The 21,278-nt window shown below is 74.3% G+C and carries 2 protein-coding genes; both read left to right on the top strand.

All coding sequences use genetic code 11. The features are described 5' to 3' along the window. The first annotated feature begins 2 nt into the window (after positions 1 to 2). Positions 3 to 19,991: a non-ribosomal peptide synthase/polyketide synthase gene (locus tag ABZ370_RS23580; protein ID WP_358624211.1), complete on the top strand. Its 19,989-nt coding sequence runs from the start codon at positions 3 to 5 to the stop codon at positions 19,989 to 19,991. Beyond that, positions 19,988 to 21,274, top strand: a complete 1,287-nt coding sequence (locus tag ABZ370_RS23575; RefSeq protein WP_358624208.1) for an MFS transporter — start codon at positions 19,988 to 19,990, stop codon at positions 21,272 to 21,274. The genes ABZ370_RS23580 and ABZ370_RS23575 overlap by 4 nt, the downstream gene beginning before the upstream one ends. Positions 21,275 to 21,278: the final 4 nt, after the last annotated feature.

The raw sequence follows: 21,278 nt of genomic DNA, 5'->3' as shown, positions 1-21,278 counted from the left end.
ACATGACGTCTTCGAGGAACAGCCGCGCCTCCGCCCTGCCCGAAGAAATGCGCGAAGCCCTGCGCCGCCGTCTCGCGGGCAAGGCCAAACGCACCGCGGCGATCCCCCGCGCGGACCGCACCCAGACCCTGCCGCTGTCCTTCGCCCAGCAGCGGCTGTGGTTCCTGCACACCCTCCAGCCGGACGAGGCGGGCTACAACAGCGCCGTCGCCCTGCGGCTGACCGGCGCCCTGGACGTGGCCGCGCTCTCCCGGGCGCTCGATGCCCTGGTGGAGCGGCACGAGGCGCTGCGGACCGTCTTCGCGGACGATGACGGACAGCCGTCGCAGGTGGTGCGCGAGGCCACCGCGGTTCCGCTGCCGGTCACCGGCCTGACCGGCGATCCGGGGGCGCTGGACGACACGCTGCTCGCCGAGTACTCCCGCCCGTTCGACCTGCGGACCGGGCCCCTGCTGCGGGCGCTGCTGGTACGGCTGGGCGACGAGGAGCACGTCCTCCTCCTCACCGCCCACCACATCGTCACCGACGGCTGGTCCATGGGCATCCTGCTGGACGAGCTGTGCGCGCTGTACGGCGCCGGGCCCGCCACCGGCGAGAAGGGCCCGCTGCCGCCGGTGCCGGTGCAGTATCCGGACTTCGCGGTGTGGCAGCGCGACCGGCTCTCGGGGGCCGCCCTGGACAAGCAGCTCGACCACTGGAAGGACCGGCTCGCGGACACCGTCCCGCTGGAGCTGCCCACCGACCGGCCCCGGCCCGCGGTGCGCACCTCGGCGGGCGCGGTCCACGAGTTCACCGTGGACCGGGATGTCGCGGCGCGGCTGCGGGAGCTGGCGGCGGAGCGGCGCACCACCCTGTTCACCGTGCTGGTCGCCGCGTGCCAGGGGCTGTTCGCCCGCTGGTCGGGGCAGGACGACATCGCGCTGGGCACCGTCACCTCCGGCCGTGGCCGCACCGAGCTGGAGCGCGCGGTGGGGTTCTTCGTGAACACCGTGGTGCTGCGCTCCGGGGTCGACGTCGCGCGTTCGTACCGCGAGCTGATCGACGAGGCCGGTACGACGGTCCTCGACGCCTTCGCGCACGACGAGACGCCGTTCGAGCGGCTGGTGGAGGCCGTGGGGGCGCGCCGGGACGCCGGGCGCAACCCGCTGTTCGACGTGATGGTGCTGCTCCACAGCAACCCGAAGGGCGCGCCCCGGCCGGCCGGGCTGACGGCCGAGACCGTCGATGTGCCCCGGCAGTCGTCCACCTTCGACCTCAGCGTGGAATTCGTCGAAGAGGAAGATGAGCTGCGGGGGCTGCTGGAGTACAGCACCGAGCTGTTCGACGCGGAGACCGCCGAGCGCATGGCGGGGCATCTGCTGGTGCTGCTGGAGGGGGCCAGCGCCGCGCCGGACCGGCCGGTGCGGGAGCTTCCGCTGCTGACGGCGGACGAGCGGCGGCGGGTGACGGAGTGGGAGCGGGGTCCCGCGCTGGCCGCCCCGGCGATGACGTTCCCCGCCGTGTTCGAGGCGCAGGCGGCCCGTACTCCGGCGGCGACCGCGCTGGTCGCCGGGGCGGAGGTATACGACTTCGCCTCGCTCAACGCGGCCGCCAACCGGCTGGCGCACCGGCTGATCGGGCAGGGCGTCGGCCCCGAACGGACCGTCGGGGTGAAGCTGCCGCGCACCGCCGACATGGTCGTGGCGATCCTCGCCGTGCTCAAGGCGGGCGGCGTGTATCTGCCGATCGACCCCGAACTCCCCGAGGAGCGCGTCGCGTTCCTGCTGTCCGACGCCCGGCCGATGCTGGTGCTGGACGAGGCGGCGCTGCGTGCCGTCCACGCCACGCTGCCCGCGTCCGATCCCACCGACGCCGACCGGACCGGCGCGCTGCACCCGGACGGCGCGGCGTATGTCATCTACACCTCCGGCTCCACCGGCCGCCCCAAGGGCGTGGCCGTGACCCACCGGGCCATGGTGAACCTGCTGGTGGGCCACCGTCACGGCTTCGTGGCCGAGGCGGGCGGCGGTCCGCTGCGCGCCGCGCTGACCGCGTCGTTCTCCTTCGACACCTCGCTGGAGGGGCTGCTGCTGCTGGCGGACGGCCATGAGCTGCACCTGATCGACGAGACCACCCGGCTCGACCCGGCCGCGCTCGTCGACCACATCGCCGGGCACCGGATCGACTTCCTCGACCTCACCCCGTCGTATCTGCGGCAGCTCCTCCCGGCCGGGCTGCTCACCGACCCCCGGCACCGCCCCCGGGTGCTGATGCTGGGCGGCGAGGCCATCGGCCAGACGCTGTGGCGGCAGCTGGCGGAGGCCCCCGGCACCACGGCGTACAACTTCTACGGTCCGACCGAGTGCACCATCGACGCGCTCGCCGCCCGGATCGGCGGCACCGGGCGTCCGGTGGTGGGGCGGCCGCTGGGCAATCTGCGCGCCTACGTACTCGACGCCCGGCTCCGGCCGGTGCCCGCCGGGGTGGCGGGCGAGCTGTATCTCGCCGGGGACCAGCTGGCGCGCGGCTATCCGCACCGCCCCGGGCTCACCGCCGCGCGCTTCGTGGCCGACCCGTTCGGGCCCGCCGGAGCCCGGATGTACCGCACCGGCGACGTGGCCCGCTGGACCGCCGCCGGGGAGCTGGACTACCTCGGCCGCGCCGACGACCAGGTGAAGATCCGGGGCCACCGGGTCGAACCGGGCGAGATCGAGGCCGTGCTGCTCGATCTGCCGTCCGTCGCCGAGGCGGCCGTGGTCGCCGTGACCGACGAGCGGGACCACGCGCGGCTCGCCGCCTACTACGTACCGGCCGCGGCCGCCACGCCGCCCACCACGCAGGAGCTGCGGGCGGCCCTCGGGCGCACACTGCCGGGCCACATGATTCCGGGTGCCTTCCTCGCCCTCGACGCCATGCCGCTCACCACGAGCGGCAAGCTCGACCGGCGGGCGCTGCCCGCCCCACGGCCCGACACCGACCGGCGCGAGAACGCCTACACCGCTCCGCGCACCCCGGCGGAGGAGGAGCTCGCGCGGATCTGGGCCGAGGTGCTGGGCGCCGAACAGGTCGGGGTGACGGACAACTTCTTCGAACTCGGCGGCGACTCGATCCTCAGCATCCAGGCCGTCTCCCGGGCGCGCCAGGCCGGACTGCGGCTCAGCTCCCGGGACATCTTCCTGCACCAGACCATCGCCGACCTGGCCGCCGCCATCGCCCCGCGCACCGCACCCGGTGCGGATACCGGCACCGTCACCGCCGCCGAGACGCCGACGGGCCCGGCGCCGCTGACCCCGATCCAGCACTGGTTCTTCGCCACCCACGGCCCGCTGCGCCACTTCACCATGTCGATGGTCGTGGACCTGCCGTACGACGTGGACGAGTCCGCGCTGAACACCGCCCTGGAGGCGGTGGCCGCCCACCACCCGGCGCTGCGGACCCGGTTCGTCCAAGCCGACGGAGAGTGGCGCCAGCACGCCGACGGCCCGGTGGCGGGCCCGCTGATCCGCCGCCACGACCTGTCGGGTCTCGAGGGGGACGCCGCGCACACCGCCGCCGAGGCGGCCGCCGAGGCCGCCCGCGCCGAACTCGACCTCGCCACGGGCGTGTTGCTGCGCGCCGCGCTGATCCTGCGCGGCGCGGGCGCCCGGCCGCGGCTGTTCCTGACCGTGCACCACCTGGCCGTGGACAGCGTCTCGTGGCGCATCCTGCTCGGCGATCTGGAGAGCGGGTACCGGCAGGCCGTGGCCGGGGACCCGGTGCGGCTCGACCCGGTCTCCACCCCGTTCACCCACTGGGCCCACCGGCTGAGCGAACACGTCCTGGCCGGGGAGCTGGACGGTGACCTGCCGTACTGGGAGGACGTGGCACGGACGGGCGGCGCGGAGCTGCCCGTCGACCACCCCGGCCGCGCCACCGCCGGGACCACCCGCACGGTCCGGGTACGGCTCGACCAGGACACCACCGACGCGCTGCTGCGCCGGGTGCCGGGGGTGTACCGGACGCAGGTCAACGACGTGCTGATGAGCGCGCTCGGCCGGGTGCTCGCCGACTGGACACGCACCGACCGGGTGCTGGTGGCCATGGAGGGCCACGGCCGGGAGGAGATCGACGACACCGTCGAACTGTCCCGGACCGTCGGCTGGTTCACCACCCAGTACCCGGTGGCGCTCACCGTGCCCGGCGGCGGCTGGGGCGCGGTGCTGAAGTCCGTGAAGGAGCAGCTGCGGGCGCTGCCCCGCCGGGGCCTGAGCTACGAGGCACTGGCCCACCTGAGCGCCCCGGGCGCCCCCGCCCGCGCACTGCGCGACGCCCCGCTGCCGGGCGTCTGCTTCAACTACCACGGCCAGTGGGACTCCGTACCGGGCGACGACGCGTTCACCCTCACCGGCGAGACGTGGGGGCAGGATCTCGACCCCGATGAGCCCTCGACCTATCCGCTCGATGTGTCGGGTGTGGTGTCCGCCGGTGAACTGGAGCTGAGCTGGCTCTACTCCGACCGCGTCCACGACGAGGCCACCATCCGGCGGCTCGCGGACGCGATGCTGGCGGCGCTGCGGGAGATCGTCGGCCACTGCGCCGAACCGGACGCCGGGGGCCGTACGCCGTCGGACTTCCCGCTCGCCCGGCTGGACCAGGCGGGTGTGGACCGCCTCGTCGGGGACGGGCGCGGGACCGAGGACGTCTATCCGCTGACCCCGCTCCAGGAGGGCATGCTCTTCCACCGTCTGGTGGGCGACGGGCAGGACGTGTATCTGGACCAGGCCACCCTGACGCTGGCCGGGGTGGGCGATCCGCACGCGTTCGCCCTCGCCTGGCAGCAGACGGTCGACCGCACCCCCGTGCTGCGCAGCGGCGTGGTGTGGGAGGACGTCGAACGGCCCGTGCAGTTCGTACGCCGCCGGGCCGCCGTGCCCGTCACCCATGTCGACGGGCGTGAACTGCCGGAGGAGCGGCGGGCGGCCGAGCTGGACCGGCTGCGCGCCGAGGATCTGGCACTCGGCCTGGATCTGACGGCGCCGCCGCTGATGCGGCTGACGATCGTACGGCTCCCCGATGACCAGGTGGCGCTGATCTGGACCTCGCACCATCTGATCCTGGACGGCTGGAGCCTGGCCCAGGTCTTCACCGAGGTGTGCGAGCGGTACGCCGCGGCGGCCCGGGGGGACCGCCCGGCACTGACCGCCCGGCGGCCGTTCCGCGACTATCTGCACTGGCTGGAGGGCCAGGACGGGCGGGAGGCCGAGGAGCACTGGCGGGCGCTGCTGGCGGGGGTCACCGCGCCCACGCCGCTGCCGTACGACCGCAAGCCCCTGGAGTCGCACCGGGCCGGGTCGTCGGCGACCGTGGCGGTGGCGCTCGGGGCCGGGGTCTCGGCGGAGCTGCGCGAGGCGGCCCGGCGCCGCGGCCTGACCGTCAACACGATCGTGCAGGGCGCCTGGGCGCTGCTGCTGTCCCGGTACAGCGGCGAGCCGGACGTGGTCTTCGGCACCACCGTCTCGGGCCGCCCGGCGGAGCTGGCCGGGGTCGAGTCCATGGTGGGCATGTTCATCAACACCCTGCCCACCCGGGTACGGGTCGACGGCGCCCGGAACACCGCCGAGTGGCTGCGGGAACTCCAGATGGCGCAGGCGGGGTCCCGGGGCTTCGAATCCGTGTCGCTGGCCCAGCTGGCGGCCTGGAGCGAGGTCCCGGCCGGTACGCCGCTCTTCGACAGCATGGTGGCGTTCGAGAACTACCCCTTCGACGACTCCTCGGCGCGCGAGGCGGGGCTGCGCATCCTCGACGTCGAGTCGACCGATGCCACGAACTTCCCGCTGAGCCTGCGGGCCCATCTCTCCGACCGGCTCGGCTTCGACCTCGGCTATGACCCGGAGCTGTTCGACGCCGGGACCGCGGCCGCCCTCGCCGACCGGCTGTGCCAGTTGCTCACGGGGATCGCGGCGGACCCGGACCGCCCGCTGCGGGCTCTGCCGTGGATGACGGACGAGGAGCGGCAGCGCGTCCTGGTGGAGTGGAACGGCTCGGCCCAGGGGTCGCCGGAGCGGACCGTGGTGGACCTGTTCGAGGAGCAGGCCGCCCGCACCCCGGACGCGACCGCCGTCACCTGCGGCGCGGAGTCCCTGTCGTACGCCGAACTCGACTGCCGTGCGGGGCAGTTGGCCCATCGGCTCGCCGCCCAGGGCGCGGCGCGGGAGCGGTATGTGGCGCTGGCCCTGCCCCGCTCGCTCGACATGATCGTGGCGATCGTGGCCGTGCTGAAGACCGGGGCGGCGTATCTGCCGATCGATCCGGACCAGCCGTCCGGGCGGATCGCCCATATGCTCGCCGACACCGAGCCCGTGCTGCTGCTGACCACGACCGCCGTCGACGAGCGGATCGCGGCCGACGCCGCCGTGCCCCGGCTGTGCCTGGACGACCCGGCGGTGGCCGCCGATCTGCGGCAGCGCCCGGCCTCCGTACCGGCCACCGCCCGGCCGCTGCCGGACAGTCCGGCCTACGCCATCTACACCTCGGGATCGACCGGTCTGCCCAAGGGCGTGGTCGTCCCGCACGCCAATGTGGTCCGGCTGTTCTCGCAGACCCGGCAGTGGTTCTCGTTCGACGAGAGCGATGTGTGGACGCTGTTCCACAGCTACGCCTTCGACTTCTCCGTGTGGGAGATCTGGGGGCCGCTGCTGCACGGCGGTCGGCTCGTGGTCGTCCCGTACGCGGTCTCGCGCTCCCCGGAGGAGTTCCTGCGGCTGCTGGCGGACGAGCGGGTGACGGTGCTCAACCAGACGCCGTCGGCGTTCTACGCCCTGATGCGCGCCGATGAGGAGAATCCCGGGGCGCGGCTTTCGCTGCGCCGGGTCGTCTTCGGCGGTGAGGCGCTCGATCCGCGCCGCCTGGAGAGCTGGTACGCGCAACACGCGAACACCGGCACCGCGCCGGTGCTGGTCAACATGTACGGGATCACCGAGACCACCGTGCACGTCACCCACACCGCCCTCGACCGCGCCACCGCCGCCCGCGCCACCGGCAGCGGCATCGGCACCGGCATCCCCGACCTGCGGATCTACGTCCTCGACGCCGCTCTCCAGCCGGTGCCGCCGGGTGCGGTGGGCGAGCTGTACGTGGCGGGCGCGGGGCTGGCCCGTGGCTATCTGCGACGGCCGGGGCTGACCGCGTCCCGTTTCGTCGCCGACCCGTTCGGCACGGCGGGCAGCCGGATGTACCGCACCGGCGACCGGGCCCGGTGGAGCGCGGACGGCGAGCTGGAGTATCTGGGCCGCGCCGACGACCAGGTGAAGATCCGCGGTTTCCGGATCGAACCAGGTGAGATCGAGGCCGCCCTGACCGCGCATCCGGGCGTGGCACACGCCGTGGTGACCGCGCGGGAGGACCGGCCCGGGGTGCGGCGGCTGGTGGCCTACACCGTGGCCACGCGCACGGTGGCCACCGGTCAGGGCGCGCCGCCGTCCGCCGCAGAGCTGCGGGAGTTCCTCGGGCGCGCCCTGCCCGAGCACATGGTTCCGGCCGCCTACGTCGCTCTGGACGCCCTGCCGCTGACCGCCAACGGCAAGCTGGACCGGGCGGCGCTGCCCGCCCCGGGCGCGGACGGTTTCGCGACGGGCGCCGAGCGGATCGCCCCGCGCACCGACGCGGAAGCCACGGTGGCCCGGGTGTGGGCCGAGGTGCTGGGGGTCGAGGAGGCCGGGGCGGAGGACAACTTCTTCGCCCTGGGCGGCGATTCGATCCTCGCCATCCGGGTGGCCTCCCGGCTGCGTACCGCCTTCGGCACGGACGTCTCGCCACGGTCCCTGTTCACCCATGCCACCGTCGCCGCCCTCGCCGCCGCGCTGAGCGCACCGGACAGCGGCGCCGCGCCGCGCGAGGTGATCCCGGCCGTGGAGCGGGGCGGGGACCTGCCGCTGTCGCACGCCCAACAGCGCCTGTGGTTCCTGGACGGCTTCGACGACCGCGACACCGAGTATGTGACCCCGTTCGCGCTGCGGCTGCGCGGGCGGCTGGACACCGGCGCCCTGCACACCGCCCTCGACGGACTCGTAGCCCGGCACGAGCCGCTGCGCACCACATTCGCCGAGGTGGACGGCCGCGGGGTGCAGCGGATCAACGCCCCGTACCGGGTCGAGCTGCCGTGCCACGACCTCACCGCGTTCCCCGCCGCCGAGCGCGAACGGGAGCTGGAGCGGCTGCTCGCAAGGGAGGGTGCCACCGCCTTCGATCTGAGCACCGGTCCCCTCCTGCGGGCGTCCCTGATCCGGCTGGACGACGAGGAGCTCGTCCTCACGCTGACGATGCATCACATCGTCACGGACGGCTGGTCCACTGCCGTCATCAGCGACGATCTGAGTGAGCTGTACACGGCGGCGGTGGCCGGGCGGAGCCCCGAACTGCCCCCGCTGCCGCTGGGTTACGCCGACTACGCGGCCTGGCAGCGCGATCCGGACGGCGGCGCCGCCGCGGTGGAACCGCAGCTGGACCACTGGCGGAAGACACTGGCCGACCTGGCCCCGCTGGAGCTGCCGACCGACCGGCCGCGCCCGGCCGTGCAGACCAAGAACGGCGCGCTGCTGGACTTCACCCTGGACGCGGAGCTGGTGGACCGGCTCCGGGAGACGGGGCGGAGCGGCGACGGCACGCTCTTCATGACTCTGCTCGCCACCTGCCAGGTGCTGCTGGCGCGCTGGTCGGGGCAGGAGGACATCGCGGTGGGCACCGTGACCTCCGGCCGGGAGCGGCCCGAGCTGGAGCGCCTGGTCGGGATGTTCGTCAACACCCTCGTGCTGCGCGGCCGGGTGCGCGCGGAGCGCCCGTTCGGCGAACTGCTCCGGGAGGTGCGCGACACCGTCCTGGACGCCTTCGCCCACCAGGACGTGCCGTTCGAGCGGATCGTGGACACGCTCCAGCCGGAGCGGGACACCAGCCGCACCCCGCTGTTCCAGGTGACGGTGGCGCTGCACAATCTGGGCAGCGAGGTGCCGAGCCTGCCCGGGCTCACCGTGGAGCCCGTCCGCATTCCGAGCCGGACCGCCGCCTTCGACCTGGGCTTCGACTTCGTGGAACACCAGGGCGCGCTGACGGGCTTCGTGGAGTACAACACCGATCTGTTCGACGCGGAGACCGTGCGGCGGATGACCCGTCAGCTGCGGCTGCTGCTGGAGGCGGTGACGGAGGACCCCGGCCGTCCGGTGGGTGAACTCCCGCTGCTGACCGCGCGGGAGCGCCACACCGTGCTGGAGGAGTGGAACGCCACCGCGCTGCCGGTGCCGGACACCACCTTCCCGCGCCTCTTCGAGGAGCGGGCGGCCCGCACCCCGCACGCCACGGCGCTGGTGGCCGGGGACACCCGTTACGACTTCGCGGAGCTGAACGCCCGAGCCAACCGGCTGGCCCACCACCTCATCGCCCTCGGGGCCGGTCCCGAGAAGGTGGTCGCGGTCAGGCTGCCGCGCACCGCCGAGCTGATGGTGGCCCAGCTCGCGGTCCTCAAGGCGGGCGGCACCTATCTGTACGTCGATCCGGAACTGCCCGCCGAGCGCGTCCGGTTCCTGCTGGCGGACTCGGGCCCCGAGACCGTCCTCACCCCCGAGGCGCTGCGCGACGCACCCCTCGGCGACCTGCCCGCCACCGACCCGACCGACCGGGACCGGCGCTCCCCGCTGCGCCCCGCGAACACGGCCTACGTCAACTACACCTCGGGTTCCACCGGCCGCCCCAAGGGCGTCGCCGTCGAGCACCGCCAGCTGGTCAACCTCTGCCACGACCACCTGGCCGGGCTCATCGCGCCGCACGCCGCCGAGGCGGGCCGTCCGCTGCGCGCCGCGCTGACCGCCGCGTTCTCCTTCGATACCTCCTGGGAGGGCGCCGTGTTCCTGGCCGCGGGCCAGGAGGTGCATCTGATCGACGACGCGGTACGGCTCGACCCCGACGCCCTGGTCGGGCTGGTCCGCTCCCGGGAGCTGGACTTCCTCGACCTGACCCCGTCGTATCTCCACGAGCTGATGGCCGCGGGGCTGTTCGGCGGGGGGATGTTCAACGGCGGGCACCGGCCGCGGATCGTCATGGTGGGCGGCGAGGCGCTGGGGTCGGCGCTGTGGCGGGAGCTGCGCGCGGTGCCCGGGGTGGCGGCGTACAACTTCTACGGGCCCACCGAATGCGCCGTCGACGCGGTGTACGGGCGCCTCGCCGACCTCGGGGACCGTCCGCTCATCGGGCGCCCCGGGCACAACCTGCGGGCGTACGTCCTGGACGAGGCGCTGCGGCCGGTGCCGCCCGGGGTGCCCGGCGAACTGCATCTGGCCGGTGCCCAGGTGGTGCGCGGCTACCTCGGCAGGCCGGGGCTGACCGCGCGCCACTTCACCGCCGACCCGTACGGCCCGCCCGGCTCCCGGATGTACCGCACCGGCGACCGGGCCCGCTGGACGGCGGACGGGACGCTCGAATTCCTCGGCCGCGCCGACGAACAGGTCAAGATCCGTGGCTTCCGCATCGAGCCCGGTGAGATCGAGGCCGCCCTGCTGGACCATCCGGCGGTCGAGGACGCCGTGGTGGTGGCCCGGGAGGACACCGGCCACCGGCGGCTGGTGTGCTACCTCGTGGCCACGGGGGCGGACGCGGCGCCCGGCGCGGTGGAACTGCGCGCCCGGCTCAAGCGGACCCTGCCCGACTACATGGTCCCGGCGGCCTTCGTGACGCTGGACCGGGTGCCTCGCACGGACGCCGGAAAGGTCGACCGGCGGGCCCTGCCCGCACCGCCCGCGCAGCCGGACGCCGAGACCGCGTATCTGGCACCCCGCACCGAGACGGAAACCCTGCTCGCGCGCGTGTGGTCGGAGGTGCTGGGCGCCCCGCGGATCGGGGTGGAGGACAACTTCTTCGCCCTGGGCGGCGACTCGATCCTCAGCATCCAGATCGTCTCCCGCGCCCGGCAGGCCGGACTGCGGATCACCTCCAAGGACATCTTCCGCCACCAAACCATCGCGGAACTCTCGGTGAGCGTCGGCTCCGCCCCGGCGCCGGACGACACCCCGGCCGGTCCGCCGGCGGGCCCGGCGCCGCTGACCCCGATCCAGCACTGGTACCTGGAGGGGCGGCGGCCCGGCGATCCGCACCACTTCACCATGACCCACCGGCTGCGGCTCGCCGACGACCTCGACGAGGCCGCCCTCGGCCGGGCCCTGGACGCGCTGGTGGCGCACCACGCGGCGCTGCGCACCCGGTTCCTCGTCATCGACGGTCAGTGGCGGCAGGAGGTCCTGGCCACCGCGCCCGGACCGCTGCTCGCACGGCACGATCTGTCCGGGCTCGGCGACGAGGCCCGGTCGCGCGCCGTACGGGAGGCCACGGTGGCGGCCCAGACCGGGCTGGACATCGCCGAGGGCACGGTGCTGCGCGCGCTGCTGTTCACCCACGGTCCGCAGCAGGCGCCCGAGTTGCTGATCACCGTGCACCATCTGGTGGTCGACGGCGTCTCCTGGCGCGTCCTCCTCGGCGATCTGGAGTCCGCGTACGACCAGGCCACCGCCGGTGCCACGCCCGCTCTGCCCCCGGCGAGCAGCGCCTACGCGCACTGGGCGGCGCGGCTGGCGGAGCATGTGCGCTCCGGCGGACTCGACGGCGACCTGGAGTACTGGACGCGGGCCGCGCACACCGCGCCCGCCCCGCTCCCCGTCGACCGCGAGGGCGCCAACACCCAGGCGACGGCGGCCACAGTGACCGTCACCCTCGGCCGCGCCGAGACCGACGCGCTGCTCCGCGACGTCCCGGACGTCTACCGCACCCAGATCAACGATGTGCTGCTCAGCGCGCTCGGCCGCAGCCTGGCCCGCTGGACCGGCGGCGACACCGTGCTGATCGGCGTGGAGGGCCACGGCCGCGAGGACCTCTTCGACGAGCTGGACCTCTCCCGTACGGTCGGCTGGTTCACCGCCGAGTTCCCGCTCGCGCTGACCGTCGCACCCGGCGCGGACTGGCGGACGACGCTGAGGTCCGTCAAGGAGCAGCTGCACGCCGTCCCGCACCGCGGGCTGGGTCACGGCGCGCTGCGCCACCTCTCCCCCACCGCGGCCGAGCGGCTGCGGGGCGGCCCGGCGCCGCAGATCGGGTTCAACTACCACGGCCAGTGGGACGTGGCCGCCGCGGAAGATGCCTCCGGGCTCATCCGGGGCGCGCTGCCCTCGACCGGCAGGGACGCGCCGGACGGTGAGACCCGTACGTATCTGCTGGAGGTCACCGGGGCGGTCCAGGACGGCCGTCTGGAGCTGGGCTGGACGTACCCGGCGCTGATGTACGACGAGGCGACCGTGCGCCGTCTCGCCGAGGACGTGGCCGCCGCGCTGCGGGAGATCGTCGCGCACTGCGCGGAGCCCGGCGCGGGCGGCCGCAGCCCCGCCGACTTCCCGCTCGCCCGGCTCGACCAGCGCCAGGTGGACCTGATCGCGGGCGACGGCAGGGACGTGGAGGACATCTATCCGCTGACCCCGTTGCAGGCGGGCATGCTCTTCCACGGCCTGGTCGACACCCAGGGCGCCTACTTCGACCAGATCGCGCTGCGCATCGGCGGCATCGGCGACCCGGACGCCTTCGCCGCCGCCTGGCAGCGGGTCACCGACCGTACGCCGGTGCTGCGCAGCGAGGTCCGCTGGGAGGGGCTTGAGGAGCCCGTCCAGGTGGTGCGCCGCCATGTCGCGCTGCCCACCGCGCGGCACGACTGGCGGGACCTCTCCCCGGACGGGCGACAGGCCGCGCTGGAGCGGCTGCTCGCCGAGGACCGGGCGGCCGGGATGGAGCTGACCGAGGCCCCGCTGAGCCGGATCGCGGTGGCGCGGCTGACCGGCGACGAGGTCATGCTGGTGTGGACCTCGCACCATCTGATGCTCGACGGCTGGTCCACCGGACAGATCTTCGCCGAGGTGTGCGAGCACTACGCGGCGCTCACCGAGGGCCGCACCGTGAGCCCGCCCGCGCGCCGCCCGTTCCGGGACTTCCTGCGCTGGCTGCGGGAGCAGGACCAGGAGCGGGCCGAGCGGCACTGGCGGGACGTCCTGGCGGGCTTCGGCGCCCGGACCCCGCTGCCGTACGACCGGCCGCCCCGGGAGGCGCACCGCGCCACCTCCGGCGCGCTGACCCGGCTGGAGCTGACCGTCGAGGTGTCCGCGCGGCTGCGCGAGACGGCCCGCGGCCGGGGGCTGACCGTCAACACGGTGGTGCAGGGCGCCTGGGCGCTGCTGCTGTCCCGGTACGGCGGCGAGCGGGACGTGGTGTTCGGCACCACCGCCTCGGGCCGCCCGGACGGGCTGCCGGGCGTGGAGACGATGGTCGGCATGTTCATCAACACGGTTCCCACCCGGGCCGTGGCCGACGGCGGCCGCGAGGTGGCGGGGTGGCTGCGGGAACTCCAGGAGCAGCAGAGCGAGTCGCGCCGCTTCGACTTCGTCTCCCTCGCCCGGATTCAGGCCTTGAGCGAACTGCCTGCCGCCGAGGGGCTGTTCGACTCCATGGTGGTCTTCGAGAACTATCCGTTCGACGAGGAGTCGGCGTCCGGTGCGGGGATCGCCATCCGGGAGGTGCGGGCCGAGGACGCCACGAACTTCCCGCTGTGCCTGCGCGCCTATCTCGGCGACCGGCTCGGCTTCGACATCGCCTACGATCCGGCGCTGTTCGACGCGGCGACGGCAAGGCGGGCGGCGCGCCATCTGGAGACGCTGCTGACCGGCATCGCCGACGGCGCCGGGCGCACCCTGGACGAGCTGCGGCTGCTGACCGGCGCCGAGGAGCGCCGGGCGGTGCGGGAGTGGAACGACACCGCCCGCCCGCTGCCCCGGGGCTCGCTCGCGGAGCTGTTCGCCGAGCAGGCGGCGCGGACCCCGGAGGCGATCGCCGTCACGGACGGCGGCACGGGCCTGAGCTACCGCGACCTGGACGCGTGGGCGGGTCAACTGGCCGCCGTACTGGCCGAGTCGGGGGTGGGCGCCGAGGAGCGGGTGGCGCTGCTCATGGACCGGTCGGCCGAGCTGGTCGTGGCGCAGCTCGCGGTGGTCAGGGCGGGCGGGGTGTACGTACCGGTGGACGCCCGCGCGCCGGGCGCACGGCAGCGGGTGCTGCTGGAGCAGACCGGCGCGAAGACCGTGCTGACGGCGGACGATGTGACGGCCGTGCGCGGCGGCGGGCGGACACCGCCCGCCGTGCCGGTGGACCGGGACAACCTGGCGTATGTGATGTTCACTTCCGGGTCGACCGGGGTGCCGAAGGCCGTGGGGGTGCGCCACCGCGATGTGGCGGCGCTCGCCTTCCACCGGGCCTTCGATGGCGGCGGACACGCACGGGTGCCGTTGCATTCCCCGGTGGCGTTCGACGCCGCCACCTACGAGGTGTGGGTGCCGCTGCTGCGCGGCGGTCAGGTGGTGGTGGCCCCGCCGGGCGAGCTGGACGCGGCGGGCCTGCGGCGGCTGGTGGCCGGACACGGGGTGACGGGCCTGTGGCTGACGGCCGGGCTGTTCCGGCTGCTGGCGCAGGACGCCCCGGAGTGTTTCGCGGGGCTGCGCGAGGTGTGGACCGGCGGCGACGTGGTTCCGGCGGCGGCCGTGCGCCGGGTGCTGGCGGCCTGCCCCGGGCTGACCGTCGTCGACGGCTACGGGCCGACCGAGACGACGACGTTCGCCACCGCCTTCCCGATGTCCCGCGCCGACGAGGTGCCCGATGTGGTGCCGATCGGCGGGCCGCTGGACAACATGCGGGTGTACGTCCTGGACGCGCGGCTGCGGACCGTACCGCCCGGTGTCGTCGGTGAACTCTTCGTCGCCGGTGAGGGCGTGGCCCGTGGCTATCTGGGCCGGTCCGGCGCGACGGCGGCGGCCTTCCTCGCCGATCCGTACGGACCCGCCGGGGAGCGGATGTACCGCACCGGGGACCTGGCGCGGCGCAGGGCGGACGGCACGGTGGAGTTCGTCGGCCGCGCCGACCATCAGGTGAAGGTCCGGGGCTTCCGGATCGAGCCGGGCGAGGTGGAGAACGTACTGACCGCGCACCCCTCGGTGGCGGACGCCGCGGTGGTGGCCCGCGAGGACCGGCCCGGGGTGAAGCGGCTGGTGGCCTATGTGGTGCCGGGCGGCCACCGGGCCGTGGACGGCGCGGAGCTGCGTACCCACGCGGCGGCCGCCCTCCCCGACTACATGGTGCCGTCGGCGATCGTCCTGTTGGACGCGCTGCCGCTGAGCCGCAACGGCAAGCTGGACCGGGCGGCGCTGCCCGCGCCCGATCACACCCCGGACCGCGCGGCCTACGTCGCCCCGCGGGATGAGGCCGAACGGCGCACCGCGCGGATTCTGGCCGAGGTGCTGGGCGTCGAACAGGTCGGCGCCGAGGACGACTTCTTCGTCCTCGGCGGTGACTCCATCCTCAGCATCCGGCTCACCTCGCGGCTGCGGGAGGCGTTCGGGGCGGAGGTGTCGCCCCGGCTGGTGTTCAGCCACTCCACCGTGGCCGCCCTGGCCACGGCCCTCACCGAGGCGAGCGGCGCCACGGGCGGGGTGTCCGCGCCGATCGCCCCGGTGCCCCGGGACGGGGAGCTGCCGCTGTCGTATCCACAGCAGCGCCTGTGGTTCCTGGACTCCTTCGCCCCGGACAGCACCGAATACATCACCCCGCTGGCGCTGCGGATGCGCGGCGCCCTCGACGTCCGGGCGCTGGAGGAGGCGCTGACCGCGCTGGTGGCCCGGCACGAGTCCCTGCGCACCACCTTCGACGCGGTGGACGGACGCGGGGTGCAGATCGTGCACGAGCCGTCCGCCATCCACCTCACCCGGCACGATCTGTCGGAGCTTCCCGCCGAGCGGCGGGAGGCGGAGCTGACGGAGCTGCTGGCGAGGGAGCGGGAGCGCCCGTTCGACCTGCGGCGCGGCCCGCTGCTGCGGGCCGGGCTGATCCGGCTGGACGCCGAGGACCACGCCCTGACGCTGACGCTGCATCACATCATCACCGACGGCTGGTCCACCGGCGTCCTCATGGGCGATCTGCGCGAGCTGTACCGGGCGGGCTCACGTGGCGACGCGGCGGCGCTGCCACCACTTCCGGTGGGTTACGCCGACTTCGCGGCCTGGCAGCGGGCCGAGCTGGACGGCCCGTCCACCGATGAGCAACTGGCGTACTGGACACAGCAGTTGAGGGGTGCCGAGCCGCTGGAGCTGCCCACCGACCGGCCGCGTCCGGCGGTGCGCAGCGGACACGGCGCGACGGTGGAGTTCGACGTACCGGCCGCGGTGAACCGGCGCCTCAAGGAGTACGGACAGGCCCGTGGCACCACCCTCTTCATGACGCTGGTGGCGGCGGCCCAGGTGCTGCTGGCCCGGCTGTCGGGCCAGGACGACATCGCCGTGGGGACGGTCACCTCGGGGCGGGAGCGCGCCGAGGCGGAGCATCTGATCGGCTTCTTCGTCAACACCCTGGTGCTGCGCTCCTCGGTCGACGCCGAGCGCGGCTTCACCGACTTCCTGGCCGATGTGCGCGGCACCGTCCTGGACGCCTTCGCCCACCAGAGCGTGCCGTTCGAGCGGGTGGTGGACGAGGTGCAGCCCGCCCGGGACACCAGCCGGACACCGCTGTTCCAGGCGATGGTGGTGCTGCAGAACCTCCCCGGCGGGCCGCTGGACCTGCCCGGTCTCGCCCTGGAGGACATCGCCCCCGAGACCAGCACCGCGAGCTTCGACCTCACGCTGGAGTTCGCCGAGGCCGACGGGGGCGTCCTGCGCGGGCTGATCAGCTACAGCACCGACCTGTTCGACGCGCCGACGGCCGAGCGGATGGGCGCGGCCCTCGTCACGCTCCTCACCGGCATCGCCGACGACCCCGACCGGGCGGTGGGCGCGCTGCCGCTCGCCACCCCGGCCGAGCTGCGGCGCACCCTCGTGGAGTGGAACGCCACCGCCCGCCCCGTCCCCCCGGCCACGCTGGCCGAGCTGTTCGCGCGGCAGGCCGCGGTGTCCCCGGACGCCACGGCCGTACGGTACGGGGCGGGCGCGCTCACCTTCGCCGAGCTGGACACGGCGGCGAACCGGTTGGCGCACCGGCTGACCGGGCGCGGCGTGGGGCCGGAGAAGCTGGTGGCGCTGGTGCTGCCACGGTCGGTGGAGATGGTGGTGGCGCAGCTGGCGGTGGCGAAGGCGGGCGGCGCGTTCCTGCCGGTCGACCCCAACTACCCGGCGGAGCGGGTGGCGTTCATGCTGCGGGACGCCGAGCCGCTGGTGGTGCTCGACGACTCGGCGTCGGTGTGGGCCGGGGACGGCCCGGACCATGCCCCGGCCGTCCGGGGGCTGACCCCGGACCATCCGGCGTACGTCATCTACACCTCCGGGTCCACCGGGGTGCCGAAGGCGGTCGTGGTCACCCACGCGGGTCTCGCGAGCTTCTCGTCCGCCGCCGCCGGACACTACGGCGTCCGGGCCGGGGACCGCGTCCTGCAGTTCGCCTCGCCCAGCTTCGACGCCTCCGTACTGGAGCTGTGCGTATCCCTGCCCAGCGGGGCGGCGCTCGTGGTCGCGGAGGAGGGGCCGCTGCTCGGCGAGCGGCTGGCCGAGGTGCTGGCCGAGCACCGGATCACCCACACGCTGATTCCCCCGGCGGCGCTGGCCACCGTGCCGGAGGCGGCGCGGGAGGCGGGCCTGCCGGACTTGCGCACCCTGATCGTCGGCGGTGACGCCTGCTCCGCCGAACTGGTGGACCGCTGGGCCCCGGGACGCCGGATGATCAACTCCTACGGTCCGACCGAGTCGACCGTGGTGAGCACCTGGTCCGGGCCGCTGGCCGCCGGTTCGGGGGCGCCGCCGATCGGCGGGCCGATCCCGAACACCCGGGCCTATGTGCTGGACTCCGCGCTGCGCCCGGTTCCGGTGGGCGTGGCCGGGGAGCTGTACGTGGCCGGGGCCGGTCTGGCCCGCGGCTATCTGCGGCGGCCGGGGCTGACCGCCTCCCGCTTCCTGGCCGATCCGTTCGGCCCGGCGGGTGGCCGGATGTACCGCACGGGCGATGTGGTGCGCTGGACCGCCGACGGCGAACTGCGGTTCGTCGGCCGCGCCGACGACCAGGTGAAGGTCCGGGGCTTCCGGATCGAGCCGGGCGAGGTGGAGAACGCGCTGCGGCGCAGCCCGGAGGTGCGCGAGGCGGTGGTGGCCGTACGGGACACCGGGCCCACGGCCGAGCATCCGTCCGGGCTGAAGCGCCTGGTCGGCTATGTGGTCCCGGCGGAGGAGGCCGCGCCGACCGCCGGGTCGCTGCGCGACTTCCTGGGCCGGATTCTGCCGCCCCACATGGTGCCCTCGGCGTTCGCCACCGTGGCGGAGCTGCCGCTCACCCCCAACGGAAAGGTCGACCGCCGCGCCCTGCCCGACCCGGAGCCCGCACCGGCCCCGGGCGCGGATCACGTCGCGCCGCGCACCCCGATGGAGAGCCGGATCGCGGCGATCTGGGCGGACGTCCTCGGGCTGGACCGGGTCGGCGTGGAGGACAACTTCTTCGACCTCGGCGGGGATTCCATCCTGAGCATCCAGGTCGTCTCCCGGGCCCGCCAGTCGGGGCTGCGGCTGACCACCAAGGACCTGTTCTCCCATCAGTCGGTGGCCGCCCTGGCCGCCGTGGCCACCACCGAACAGGACGAGGGCGGCGCGGAGCCGGTGACCGGAGCCCTTCCGCTCACCCCGATCCAGCGCTGGTTCTTCGCCACCCACACCGTCAACCCGCACCACTTCAACCAGTCCACCCTGCTGGAGCTGGACCAGGAGCTGGACGAGTCCGCGCTGGAACGGGCGCTGACCGCCCTTCTCGCCCACCACGACGCGCTGCGGATGCGGTTCGCCGAGGACGGCGGCGAGTGGCGGCAGTACAACCCGGAGCCGGAACCGGCGGCCGTGCTCGCCCGGTACGACCTGTCCGGGCTGCCGCCGCACGAGGCGGACGCGGCGATGGAGAAGACCGCCGACGCCCTGCACGCGGGCTTCGACCTGGGCAGCGGTCCGCTGCTGAAGGCCGCGCTCTTCCGGTTCGGCGACGCCCGGCGGCCGTTCCTCTTCCTGACCGCCCACCACCTGGTCATCGACGGGGTGTCCTGGCGGATCGTGCTGGACGACCTGGACACCGCCTACCAGCAGAGCGCGCGGGGTGAGGCGGTCGACCTCGGCCCCAAGACGACCTCGTTCCGGGACTGGGCCCGGCAGCTAGCCGAGCAGGTCGCCGACGGCGCCCTGGACCACGAGGCCGACCACTGGGCCTCGGCCCTGGACGCGCGACCGCTGCCGGTCGACCACGAGACGCCCGCCCCGGGAGCCGAGAGCCGGGCCGTTCCGGTGGAGATCGACGAGGCGGACACCGAGGCGCTGCTGCGCGCCGCCCCCACCGCCTACCGCACCCGCATCAACGACGTGCTGCTCGCCGCCCTCGCGCTGGCGCTGGCGCGTTGGACCGGCCGGGACCGGATCTCCGTCGAACTGGAAGGTCACGGGCGCGAGGACGTCCTGGAGGACGCCGATCTCTCCCGCACGGTGGGCTGGTTCACCACGATGTATCCGGTCTCCTTCGACGTGCCGGCCACCCGGGATGCCGCGTCCCCCGACTGGCGCGGTCTGGTCAAGTCGGTGAGGCGTCATCTGCGGGCCGTCCCCGGCAACGGCTTCGGCTTCGGGGCGCTGCGGACGTTCGGTTCGGCGGCCGTACGGGAGCGGCTGGCCGGCACCGGCGCCGGACCCCAGGTCGTCTTCAACTACCTCGGCCAGTGGGACGCCCGGTCCGCCGAGGCCAAGGACGGTCTCGTCCACGCCGAGCACGGCTCGTTCGGCCAGGACCACGACCCCCGCGAGGGCGGATCGCATCTGCTGGAGGTCGTGGGCGCGGTGCAGAACGGGCGCCTCGGCTTCACCTGGTACTACCGTCCCGGTGTCCACGAGGAGTCGACGGTGGCGGCGGTGGCCGAGGACTTCGCGGACGCGCTGCGCCGCATCGCCCAGGACTGCCGGGGTGCCGTATGACCGGGGACAGCGCGGTGCCGTCGGGCCCGGTGGAGGCGCCCCCGTCCACGGACCCGCCGGTGGCCCTGTCGCGCAACCGCGGCTACCGGATCTTGTGGGGCAGCCAGGCGCTCTCGGAGTTCGGGTTCCACGCGTCGATGATCGCGTTCCCGCTGCTGGTCCTGGCGCTCACCGGTTCGGGTGCCGCCTCGGGTCTGGTGATGGGCACGATCGCCGCCGCGCAGATGGTGGCCGGGCTTCCGGCCGGGGTCCTGGTGGACCGGTACGACCGCAAAAGGCTCATGCTCGGCTGTGAAGCGGCCCAGGCGGTGTCCGCCATCACCCTGGTCGTCGCGGTGTGGAGCGACGCGGCCACCGTGCCCCATATGGTGGCCGTCGCGGCGGTGTTCGGGGCCTCCGCCGCCCTCTTCGAACCGGCGGAGAACGCCGCGCTGCCGCTGCTCGTGGACACCACCCAGCTGCCCGCGGCCGTCTCCATGAACACGGCGCGGGCGTCGATGGGACAGCTCTCGGGCACCGCGACCGGCGGATTCCTGTTCGCCGTGGGGCGCTTCGTCCCCTTCCTGGCCGACGCCGTCATGCACACCCTCTCCTTCGTGGCGCTGCTCTTCCTGCGGCTGCCGCGGCAGGAGCGCCCCGCCACCCCGCCCGGCAGGCTCGGCCACGAGATACTGACCGGTCTGCGGTGGGTGTGGCAGGAGCGCCGCATCCGGGTCACCATCCTGTGCGCGGTCGTGCTGAACCTGTTCTTCAGCGCCTTCTACCTCGTCGTCATCGTGCTCGCCGGAACCAGGGGGGTGCCCTCCGGGGAGGTCGGGGTGATGGCGGCCATGCTCGGCGTGGGCGGCGTCCTCGGCGCGCTCGCCGCACCCGTACTCCACAGCCGCCTCGGCCCCTACCGCGCCATCGTGGCGGTGTTCTGGGCGCTGACCGTGCTCACCCCGGCCGCCGCCTTCGTGCACAGCGGCTATCTGACCGGGGTGCTGTTCGCCCTGATGGCGCTGTTCCCGCCCACCGCGAACACCGCGATCATGACGGAACAGCTGCTGCGCACCCCCGACCGGCTGCGCGGCAGGCTCACCAGCGTCCTCGCCCTGGCCTGCGGCGCCGCGGGCGCGGCGGGCCCCGCGCTGGGCGGCCTGCTCGCCCAGGCCCTGCCCGGCGACCGGGCGATCCTGGTGTGCTCCGCCGGGATGGCCGTCGCGGCCGTACTCGCCACCGCCAGCCCGACCCTGCGCGGGCTGTCCCCGAACACCCCGGCCGGTTCCCGGCCGGGGGACTGAGAAC

Origin of the sequence: Streptomyces sp. NPDC005962 (assembly GCF_040629205.1) — a bacterium.
Classification (GTDB): domain Bacteria; phylum Actinomycetota; class Actinomycetes; order Streptomycetales; family Streptomycetaceae; genus Streptomyces.
Note: the sequence above shows the minus strand (reverse complement) of the source record. Positions and strands in the feature narration are given on the sequence as shown.